The sequence below is a fragment of the Streptomyces sp. genome, from assembly GCF_050698815.1.
Taxonomy (GTDB): domain Bacteria; phylum Actinomycetota; class Actinomycetes; order Streptomycetales; family Streptomycetaceae; genus Streptomyces.
Window position 1 is genome coordinate 1 of the sequence record NZ_JBOHCV010000681.1, and the last position, 5,618, is coordinate 5,618.

The following is a 5,618-nucleotide window of genomic DNA, read 5'->3' on the forward strand; positions in this document are numbered from 1 at the left end:
GACCACGTGGGCGACGGCGCTGCGCATGAGTCTCGGCGCCTTCAAGGACCGATACGAGGTGCCCGAAGTCTCCTGCGAGGTACGCACGGTGGCCGCCACGCCGCTGCAGAAGCTGTACGTGCTCAACAGCACCGAAGCCCTGACGGCTCACTACCACGTGGTGCGGGAGGGGATCACCTACCGGGGAGAGGAACTGGAGATATACGACGTCATGGGGCTGGAGTCGACTCTCTTCCGCTGGTCCGCGGGCGGCGATGACGAGCAGGTCGACGTGTTCGTCCGGGACTGCCGGAACTGGTTCGACTCGCTCTGGACGACTATCGCCACACCCCTGGCTGACGACTGACTATCCCCCGGGAGGACGAATACGCTCAAAGATCTCCCACAACCGGTCGAAATACGAGGCGTAATAGTCTGCTATCCGCCGGGACGATTCCGACCGTGATCTTCTCGACCAGCCGACCATCCTCAGCCCGCCATCGGTCATTCCGTATGCGCGCGGGTCGAGAATCTGATGCAACACCCCGTTCGCGTCCTTGAACTCCCCTTCCACCAGATCGTAGAAGCTGAAGAACGATATCTCGTCGTTCAGCACGATGAGCTTGACCTGTGGGCCGGTCGCACCGAAAAGCACCTGCCAGTCGACGCGGACACTCGGGTGACGTTCCCGTACACGCCTCACCAATTCATCGAATTCGTTCCGGTAACGTTCGGAGTAGCCGCGCATCCTCTCCCGGTCCGCCGGCGAATCACGGAACCTGAGATGACCGTCCTCCATCGACAGCTCGCTCGGCAGATTCATCGGGAAGTCGAGACACGGGAGGATCACCCGCAGCGCGAGACTCTTCGTCCCTCTCGGATTTCTGGCCAGGTCCAGCATGGCCGGCCTGATCTCCTGGACCAGCGTCTCCATGGTGAAACCCTGGAAATCGATTTTCACATGCTTCGCGCGGAAAGCCTCGCGCATGTGCGAGGTCAGGTCGTCCAGTTCGTCGAGGACGATGACACCGGAGATCTCCCGGGGTCGGTCGCCGCTGGTGATGGCGTCGAAGAGCACGAGTGCGATGAAAGCCGCGAAGGAACCGCCCAGGAAGGTCTTGCCGTTCAAGGCATCGCCCAGCGGCTCGATGAGCTGCGCGGCTACCCCCGACAGGCACAGCAGAACGAGTACCCCTCGGACGAGTCCCGGCTTCAGCCGGGATACCTGCGTTCGTAAGCGCTGCAGCACCGTGCTGTCGCCCATGGATACCCCCGCGGACTCTCGGCCAAGGGCAGGCCATCATGCCCGCCGGCCGCCCGCCGGACAAGCACGCCAGGCAAGCACGCCGGAGGCCGACTGCCGTCATTTCAGGGGGCGCAGGGCCTTCACCACGTCCCCCAGGGACGCCACCACATCCGTGGCACCGGACCCTTCGAGCGCCGCGGCGTGTGGCGCGTCCGGGGCGTAACCGAGAAACCGCACGCCCGCCGCTGCGGCCGCTTCCGTATCGGTGGGCTGATCGCCGATCAGGAGGCAGTCACCGGCAGGCAACTGCACCAGGTCCACAGCACGGTTCACGCAGTACGGGTGCGGCTTCATCAGCAGCGGGTCCTCCGGGTTCCTTCCGACCACATGGTCGAACAGCCCGTCGATGCGCTGTGACCGCAGCTGTACCCAGACCGCCTCCGCGGCGTTGTTGCTGGTCACCAGCAGCTTCTTGACTCGCTTGTGCAGGGCGACCACCAGGTCGGCGGCACCGGCTGTGGCCTTCGCGCTTCGCGCTGCCTTGACCTCGTGCCAGGCCAGCCTCGCCTCCAGCTCGGCGACAATCGCCCGCTTCTTCTCCGCCGTGCCATCAGTGCCGAGGCTCGCCAGGCGCAGTTCACGGAGGACGGCGTGCGGATCGGGGGAGGACTCCAACTCACCGGGGAGCTCTCCCCAGACCCCCTTCGCGGCGGTCTTCAGCTCCTCCGCGATGGGCGCGGCGGGGTGCGCGAAGAAGACATCGCAGAGCGGCCCGTCGAAGTCGAAGAACACGGCCTTGGCGGCTTGCATCAAGTCGGCCAGACCCGCTGGGGCGAGGGGCCAGAGATTGGCGGTCGGACTCACCCGGCAAGTGTGCGCGACCTCAGCCGCCGGAACCACCATCGGTGCTCACAGCACGTGGGGCAGGTCTCCGCGTTCGAGTGACGCCGTCCGAACCTCGGGGAGCGTGGCGAGAATCCGGCGGTAGGGTTCCTCCACCGCTCACGACGAACGAGCCCGGACAGGAAAGCTCCGCCGATGACGTCCCACGCGTTTCAGCAGGCCGCACGCACAGGCACTGTTGACGGTCCGTTGCGGGGATATCACCGTGAGTGGTATGTCGTGCAGCCGAGCGGTGAATTGGCGGATCTGGGCCGGGTGAAGGTCGGAGAGCCCCGGGAAAACGTTCTGTGGTTCGACCGACGGTGCTTCCCCGCCGAGGAGCAACTGCTGTTGAGGCTTTCCGACCTCGGCATGCCCGGCGTTCCTCCGGTGCGGAGCTTTGAAACACTGAGGCTGGTGGTGCACGGCTTCGTTGAAGGACAAACCCTCAGCGAGCGCTCCCCGGCCGGCATGACGGTGGAGAAGCCCCACTTGGCCCAAATCATGGCGATCTTCGGCGAGCTGGCGCGTGTGCGTCCGAGCACCGTCACGTCATGGGGCATTCACGACCGGACGGACGACGTACGAGAGGGGGACAGCCGAGCCTTTCTGCAGAGCCTCATCCGCTTCACCCACGAGCACGTCTACACGAAAAGACGACCAGAATTCGGGCAGCTCTTCGACCAGCTCGGCATCCCCGCCACTGCTCTCGAACCGCATTCCTGGCTCATGGCCGAGGCCGGCCACGTGTCTGCTCGCCCGTTCTGCCTGCTGCACGGTGATCTGCACCGGGCGAATTTCATCGTGGACCCCACAGACAGAATCTGGACGATCGACTGGGAACTCGCGGCACTGGGCGACCCGCTCTACGACCTGGCCACGCATCTTCACCTGATGTGCTATCCACCCGGCCAGGAGCGCGAGGTCACCGAGCAGTGGTGCACCACGATGCTGGAGGCGCTGCCCGGTGCGGTGAGCGGTCTGGAACGGGACTTGCCGCGCTACCTCGCGTACAAGCGCGCCCAATCAGTCTACACCGACGTCGTGCGCCATGCGATCGCGGTCCGCAACTGCGCGACTCCCGACCAGCGCGCGAACCAGTTGTACCGCACGGCCAAGGCCCTCGAGCACGTGCTCACGCGCGCCGAGCAGTGCCTGCGGCTACGCACCGTGCCCGATCCCTGGGCGATCGAGTCCGCCTACGCCAACTTCTGCTCCGCCACCTGAGGTTCGTTGTCCGACTTCCGCGAGAGTTCCTGTCAACCCAGATCCGGCAGGCGGACGATTCCCCGCCAGGCAGCAGGACGGCACCTGCTCGCCCGATGCCTACAGGTTGGTGATGGAGCCCTTCGCCGTGAAGGATTGCGCTACGAGGTCGACTACGGTTGACCTACGTTTCGACGGCTACCTCGCGACGTATCGAGCATAGCTGATACTTCTACTTCCCCCTCTTGCGTTCCCTGCGGCGAAACCACCACGCGAGAGCTACGACAACCGCTATGGCCGCGAGCAAGCCCCAAATATCTTCAGCCGTGTTGATCTCGGGAACGCCGCGAGCAAATATCATGCGATCTCTTCCTTATCGGGTATCGCCCATCGATGGGCCTTTCTATTCAGATAGAGCGGCTCCCACGAGTCCACTCGTATTGGCGCCCGCTGCAAAGCAGCCCAGGGCGTCGGCGTGAAGGCGCTTGGGGAGTGTTCGCCCCAACTGCCCTTGAATGGCCGGGGTGGTAGCGATGCGCAGGAGGCACAGATGCCAGCGATCACGTGAGTATCGAAGTCCCATGATCTTACTGGAAGACCGTGCCTGCCGTTGCTGAACCATCGCTCATATCACCTGCGCTTGACGAACTTGCCGCCTCGGCATCGCTGCTGGCAGAGGAGCATCCTGGCCTGCTGGGCCGCCTCGCGACGGTGACGGATCCGCGCGATCCACGCGTTGCCAAATGCACAAAAAGATATGGAATCCACTCATCCCGCTCGTTCTCTGGGGAAGTCCGCCTCGATCTGCGTCTGGAATCAGCCATTCCTGCCACCCAGTTCACACCACTGCCCTGCTGCTGGTGCGCAGTAGTCGCAGGGCTTCGGCCCGACGACCCGACGTGACAAGGGGTACACATGACCGAAACCGCCCCATGGCGGCCTTGATCGTCGAGCTGGCAGCACTGGGCCGACGACGCACGAGGCCACGGAATCGGCTTACCGCCCGTAACACCCGTTGAGAGCATGCGAACAGAACACTTTCGCCCTCTCAGGGCAGGGAAGCACTTCCCGGCTGTACTGCGGCCCCGGCCGGGGAGATAGTTGTGCCCACGACCATGACCCCTGGTACCAGGAGCGAAATGCGCGAGCTCATCGAATCCGCGAAGTGCGTCCTCTTCGACTTCGACGGGCCCGTCTGTCACCTCTTCCGCAACCGTCCGACCCCCGCCATCGCGGAGCGGCTGCGTGCCCTGGTGCTCGACAGCCGGCCGGAGAGTGACTGGCTGCCGCACACCACCGACCCGCTGGAGATCCTGCGCGCCGCGTTCGAGCAGCCGGACCTGGTCGAGAGCGGCGTGGCCCGTGACATGGAGCGGGTGCTGACGGAGGAGGAGGTGAAGGCCGCGCCCGGTGCCTTCCCGACCGCTTTCGCCGACACCCTCGTCCGCACCCTCAATGCGACCGGGCGGCAGCTCGCCGTCACCACCAACAACTCCCCGCAGGCTGTGGAGCGTTACCTGGAGTCCCGGCAGACAGCTGAGCTGTTCGCCGGGCAGATCCATGGGCGGGGCGGCGAGGGGACGCTTCACTTGAAACCTGACCCCTACTGTCTGCTGCGGGCGCTGGAGTCCACGGGCACGCCGGCCGAGGAGGCGCTGATGATCGGGGACGCACCCCGCGATCTGGAGGCCGCGCGAGCGGCGGGAGTGGCCTTCCTCGGGTACGCGCGCAACGAGCGCAAGGCGGCGGAGCTGCGGGCGGCGGGCGTCGAACACACCGTGGATTCGCTGCGGGACGTGGTCGTAATCGTGGACCCCGGCGCGCACGTCTGAGCGGACCGGCTCAGCGGGGCGTACGTAATGTGGTCAGCCGACAGCACCGTGCGAGAGGACCCCGATGACCGACGCACCCACTCCCCAGAGCAACGAGCCGGCGCACGACCCCGAGGTACTGGAACTCGCCCAGAGGATCTTCGGACTGGCCCGGCACGGCGACACCGACACCATCGCCGCCTACGTCGACGCGGGCGTCCCGGCCAACCTCACCAACGACAACGGCGACTCACTCCTCATGCTCGCCGCGTACCACGGTCACGCCCTGGCCGTCCGTTCCCTCCTCGACCGCGGCGCCGACCCCAACAAGCTCAACGACAAGGGCCAGTCCCCCATCGCCGGCGCGGTCTTCAAGGGCGAGGAGGAGGTCGTCCGCATCCTCCTCGCCGGCGGGGCCGACCCCCGGGCGGGCCGGCCGTCTGCGGTGGAAACGGCCCAGACGTTCGAAAAGGCGGACCTGCTGGCCCTCTTCG

At 65.6% G+C, this 5,618-nt stretch carries 5 protein-coding genes and 1 pseudogene; 4 read left to right on the forward strand and 2 right to left on the reverse strand.

The annotated features are described in order from the left end of the window. A pseudogene (locus ACRDP3_RS24345) lies at positions 1-346 on the forward strand (GntR family transcriptional regulator); the annotation flags it as partial. Here the strand turns inward: ACRDP3_RS24345 and ACRDP3_RS24350 are convergent. Both ACRDP3_RS24350 and ACRDP3_RS24355 read right to left on the reverse strand, forming a co-directional pair. Then, entirely contained in the window at positions 347-1,243 is an 897-nt protein-coding gene (locus ACRDP3_RS24350) for a hypothetical protein (protein ID WP_431519142.1), read from the reverse strand. It abuts the pseudogene before it with no gap. A gap of 99 nt (positions 1,244-1,342) precedes the next feature. Further along, positions 1,343-2,089 (reverse strand): HAD family hydrolase, encoded by a 747-nt coding sequence (locus tag ACRDP3_RS24355; RefSeq protein ID WP_431519143.1) that lies wholly within the window; start codon positions 2,087-2,089, stop codon positions 1,343-1,345. Positions 2,090-2,263: 174 nt separating this feature from the next. Between ACRDP3_RS24355 and ACRDP3_RS24360 the strand changes: the two genes are divergently transcribed. The 3 genes from ACRDP3_RS24360 to ACRDP3_RS24370 all read left to right on the forward strand — a co-directional run. Next, the gene (locus ACRDP3_RS24360) at positions 2,264-3,334 is read left to right on the forward strand and encodes a phosphotransferase (RefSeq protein ID WP_431519144.1); all 1,071 of its coding nucleotides are present in this window, start codon (positions 2,264-2,266) and stop codon (positions 3,332-3,334) included. Between the two features lie 1,118 nt (positions 3,335-4,452). After that, positions 4,453-5,145 (forward strand): HAD family hydrolase, encoded by a 693-nt coding sequence (locus ACRDP3_RS24365; protein WP_431519145.1) that lies wholly within the window; start codon positions 4,453-4,455, stop codon positions 5,143-5,145. A 64-nt stretch (positions 5,146-5,209) separates the two neighbouring features. Further along, positions 5,210-5,618 (forward strand): ankyrin repeat domain-containing protein (locus tag ACRDP3_RS24370; protein ID WP_431519146.1); only part of this gene is annotated, 409 nt, incomplete at its 3' end.